The sequence below is a fragment of the Bacteroidia bacterium genome, from assembly GCA_019695265.1.
GTDB lineage: Bacteria > Bacteroidota > Bacteroidia > JAIBAJ01 > JAIBAJ01 > JAIBAJ01.
The window spans coordinates 1-4386 of the sequence record JAIBAJ010000176.1 but is presented as its reverse complement, the minus strand read 5'-3'; the positions used below and the strand labels follow the sequence as shown (position 1 = coordinate 4386).

4 protein-coding genes and 1 tRNA gene are annotated in these 4386 nt (G+C 42.1%); 4 read left to right on the top strand and 1 reads right to left on the bottom strand.

Annotated features, from left to right (window positions below; genetic code table 11):
* Positions 1 to 211: 211 nt before the first annotated feature.
* Positions 212 to 1249, top strand: a complete 1038-nt coding sequence (locus K1X82_14945) for a hypothetical protein (protein MBX7183406.1) — start codon at positions 212 to 214, stop codon at positions 1247 to 1249.
* A gap of 312 nt (positions 1250 to 1561) precedes the next feature.
* On the top strand, positions 1562 to 1699 hold the full coding sequence (locus K1X82_14940; protein MBX7183405.1) for a hypothetical protein: 138 nt from the start codon (positions 1562 to 1564) through the stop codon (positions 1697 to 1699).
* A gap of 87 nt (positions 1700 to 1786) precedes the next feature.
* Here K1X82_14940 and K1X82_14935 read toward each other — a convergent pair whose 3' ends face one another.
* Positions 1787 to 2728 (bottom strand): CPBP family intramembrane metalloprotease, encoded by a 942-nt coding sequence (locus K1X82_14935; GenBank protein ID MBX7183404.1) that lies wholly within the window; start codon positions 2726 to 2728, stop codon positions 1787 to 1789.
* A 96-nt stretch (positions 2729 to 2824) separates the two neighbouring features.
* Between K1X82_14935 and K1X82_14930 the strand changes: the two genes are divergently transcribed.
* Both K1X82_14930 and K1X82_14925 read left to right on the top strand, forming a co-directional pair.
* Positions 2825 to 3805, top strand: a complete 981-nt coding sequence (locus K1X82_14930; protein ID MBX7183403.1) for an asparaginase — start codon at positions 2825 to 2827, stop codon at positions 3803 to 3805.
* A 39-nt stretch (positions 3806 to 3844) separates the two neighbouring features.
* Positions 3845 to 3934: transfer RNA gene (locus tag K1X82_14925), tRNA-Ser, on the top strand.
* The last annotated feature ends 452 nt before the right edge of the window (positions 3935 to 4386 follow it).

Sequence of the window (4386 nt, the reverse complement as noted above, 5' to 3'; positions counted from 1 at the left end):
AGTGCTGTGGACTATAATGATGGCCAGGGAATAGTAAAAATTACAAAAGTCCAGGCATGAATAATAAAAATATCGGTCGGAGACCAATTTCTCAACCGCCCCCGTTACAAACGAGGGCGAGCGGAGTTGTAAATGCCTCAGAAGGTGTATATTTGTATAGCATACTGCTTAACCAAAAACCCTATAAAAACGGTAAGCTTGTATTAGTAAAATGAGAACTTTTTATGCCATCGTATTCGTTTTTATTTTATTGGGATTGGATTGCAGGGCCCAGCCCAATTTGATACCCAATCCGTCCTTTGAAGATTATGATAACTGCTCTTCAACATTTGCAGACGGTTTAGGACTTGTTTACCAATGGCAATCCTGGGGCTCGGCGGATTATTATAATACCTGTAATTTTATTTTTTACAGTGGTATAACCGTTTTAGGGGTTCCCCACTCCTTTGCCGGAGGCCAGGAACCCCATACCGGTGATGCCTACATTGCCCTTGTACCCTTTGTTAATTATGATGATTCTTTTCACTTTAATTATTCGGAATATGCCTATACCAGACTGGATACCTTTTTAAAGCCCAACCATAAATACGATATGAAGTTTTATGTAAGCTTGGCGGATAGTGTATGGTATGCCACCAGCCAATTCGGAGCTTATTTTATGAGCGACACAAATGAGATTTACGATATCCTATATAATACCCCTCATCAAATGAAGGAAATAAACCCCCAACTCACCTTAATAGGAGATGGGTATTTAACCAGCAAGGATAAGTGGATGGAGGTTAAAGGCTCCTTTATTGCCCAAGGCGGAGAAAAAATAATGGTTTTAGGAAATTTCAGATCCGATAGTTTGATGGATTCTCTGTTTGTGGGTGGTAGTGTTATTAGTCCTTTTGATTCAACCGATACAACCTTATTCAAACAATGTTACTATTACTTAGACGACGTTTCCCTCATAGAAGACACCTCCTACCACCCCATTGGTATAGAGGAGGAGCAGTTGCGCTTATTGCAAGTGAGGTATAGCCAAAATGCACTGGAACTAAATGGGGTTTTGTTTCAAAATAAATCTTCACGGGTGTTGCTCTACAATACAGAAGGCAAGGAGGTGTTTTCCAAAAATTTGGAGGCGGGTTGTGCCAACCGGCATATACCTCTCAATGGAATAACTGCCAACGTGTACCTTTATGCCATCGAAACCGGAGGCAATGTCGTAAAGCGAGGCAAAGTGGTAGTGCTGAATGAATGAGGAAGTACCTAGACCTGGTTAATCCTTACCATCGCTTGTTTGATTATATTCTTCGGCATTGCCTAAGTTGTTATCGAATTAGAAAGATAATTTAATTAGAGGGTGTCCCGCTCGCCCACGTTTGTAACGGGGGCGGTCGAGAAAGGGGTTTTTTAAGCCAGCTATCATATCCCGCTGATTCACATTTGCGACCGACCCTCAAAGCCATTAGCCCCCCCAAATTAAAGTAGCTCACTGCCAGTTGGAGCGGAGAATTATAAAGTATGGAGAAGCGATAACCATGACATTTGCCTGGAAAAGAAGGAATGGCTAATGCAAAGACTAAACTACATCCATCAAAATCCGGTAAGGCAACTAATTATGCAGTATCCGCATGAATACCTGTTTAGCAGTACCGATGACTATAATGAAGGAATAGGATTAGTAAAATTTACAAAAATTCTGGGATGAGTGATAATACGTTTCGGTCTGAGACCAATTTCTCAACCGCATTGTTGCAAACGAGTGAGAGCAGAGTCTTCAAAAACAACTCATTCATCAAAAAAGCAATGGATACAAAGCCCAGAAATCCATGGCCCAAGCCAGGGAAAGGTGACAAAGCATCCCGGCCCAAATACTACCATTTCGATAAGAAATTGTTCCGAGTGCCATTCCACCCAGCAAGGATCCCAGGCATTCGGGAAGTGGTTTTCCGAAATGTAAAAGACAATAAAAAAAGCCCATGGCCGGAATACATAGCCAACCTATTCGGGAGGCCAGGGAATGAATAATGAATCCCCTAAAAAAGAACTCGAGGGTAATAAAGGTTAAGCCATAAAGAAATTCCCAGACCAAGGCTTTAGAAAGAGAATACAGGGGTGTATCGGCAGATTGGTAAAAAGGATAGGTGTCGAGAAAATGTGAATCGGATGAAAAATGAAAAGCCAAAAACAAAATAAACGGTAAAAGAAGCAGGTACCAGGCTGTTTCGCGTTTCATTGGTGCAGGTGGCAGGTAAAAAGCGTGCAGATTTGGATTTATGGAATCCGGGTACAAGCGGTCAAAAAGTCTCCGGCCAAGGATAGATATTCCGAAATAAGAAACAAAAAGAACGCCTGCCCAATAGGCTAGTGCGGCAAACCGACGATCGGGGAAATGGGATGAGAACCAGGAGGACCAATCGGGTAGGTAATCGACCCAGCAAAAAGCTAAGAGATGGAAAAGCATAACAACAGCCAACTCCCTTTTTTTGTGGGATGGAGCAAAAATGGCAATTAGAACAGCAGGAACAGCCCAGAACAGGAAAGTTTGCGGAAGGTGAAAGGTTTTCCATCGGTTGAGGTTAAACACAAAGAAATTGATATAGGTTAAACCCATTGGTAAACAAGTAAAAAGAAAATAGACATCCACATTGGGGAGCTTAGCCATTTTACAGCCAAGTCCGATTAGAACCACCAAAGCAGCGGCAATCCAAAACAATAGGTGGTAATCAAAAATCATTGCACAAAAAAAGGGATATTTGCGGACAATTTATTCCCGAATATACCATTGGAAGCAACAAAAATTTTATTGATTTATACTGGAGGTACGATAGGCATGGTCCAGGACCACAAAACAGGGCAGTTAAAACCTATGAACTTTGGGAAACTAAAGACCCATTTTCCTGAGTTGGAGCGTTTTGATTTTCCGATAGACACCTATTCATTTGCCAAACCGGTAGATAGTTCGGCGATATCACCCTTGCATTGGATACAAATTGCGGAGGTAATTGAGAAGAACTACACTTCGTATTCCGGTTTTGTAGTTTTGCATGGCTCGGATACCATGTCGTTTACGGCCTCAGCTTTAAGTTTTATGTTTGAGAATTTAGGCAAACCGGTTATTTTGACCGGTTCACAATTACCTGCCGGAATTCTAAGAACAGATGCCCGGGAAAATTTAATTACTTCCATTGAAATTGCTGCAACCAAGCGGGCAGATGGTTCACCGATGGTTCCGGAGGTAAGTTTATATTTTGAGTATAAATTATACCGTGGCAATCGCTCACACAAGTTTAATGCAGAAGATTTTGAAGCCTTTCGAAGTGTAAATTACCCTGAATTGGCCGAGGCAGGGGTTCAGATCAAGTACAATGAGTCGGCCATATTGCCACTTCCAACGGGAGATTTTAGGTTAAACACCCGTCTAAGTGATTCTATTTGTGCCATACGGTTGTTTCCGGGAATTTGGTTGGGGCCTTATATAGACATGTTGGAAAACAACAAGGTAAGGGCTATAATAATTCAAAGTTATGGAACCGGAAATGGACCAAATTATGAGGTATTTGAAGTGTTTTTACGGTTAGCCAAGGAAAAGAATGTTTTAGTACTGAATACCACCCAATGTCGGGGAGGAAAGGTGGTGCAAGGATTATACGAAACGAGTGGATTATTTGTAAAATATGGGGCTATCAGTGGTGAAGACATCACGTTTGAAGCGGCGGTGACCAAGCTAATGTTATTGCTTGGGAACTATCCTAACAATGAAGATGTAAAGACAGAATTAAGAAAATCTTTACGAGGAGAGGTGAGTAATTAAGTATTCTATTAATTTCGCACTCCTATTTACCGTTAAAACGGAGAGTTGTCAGAGTGGTCGAACGAGCAAGCCTGGAAAGTTTGTATACGGGTAACTGTATCGAGGGTTCGAATCCCTCACTCTCCGCCAAACAAAAAAAACCAGCCCGGAGGGTTGGTTTTTTTATTTCCAACCCGAACCAAGCCCGCCAGGGATTGAGTGAGGAGTGGAAATAAAAAAACCAAGCGAGGCCACGAGCGGTTTTTTTTTGTTTGATGCCCCCTAACCAGGGTTCACGTAAGTAATCCCTCACTCTCCGCCAAACAAAAAAAAACCAGCCCGAAGGGTTGGTTTTTTTATTTCCAACCCGAACCAAGCCCGCCAGGGCTTGAGTGAGGAATGGAAATAAAAAAACCAAGCGAGGCCACGAGCAGGTTTTTTTTGTTTGATGCCTCCCCAAACGGGTTCACGTAAGTAATCCCTCCTTTACCGCTGGAAATAAAAAAACCAAGCGAGGCCACGAGCAGGTTTTTTTTGTTTGATGCCCCCCAAAAGGGTTCACGTTAGTATTCCCTAACTCTCCGCCAAACAAAAAAAACAAG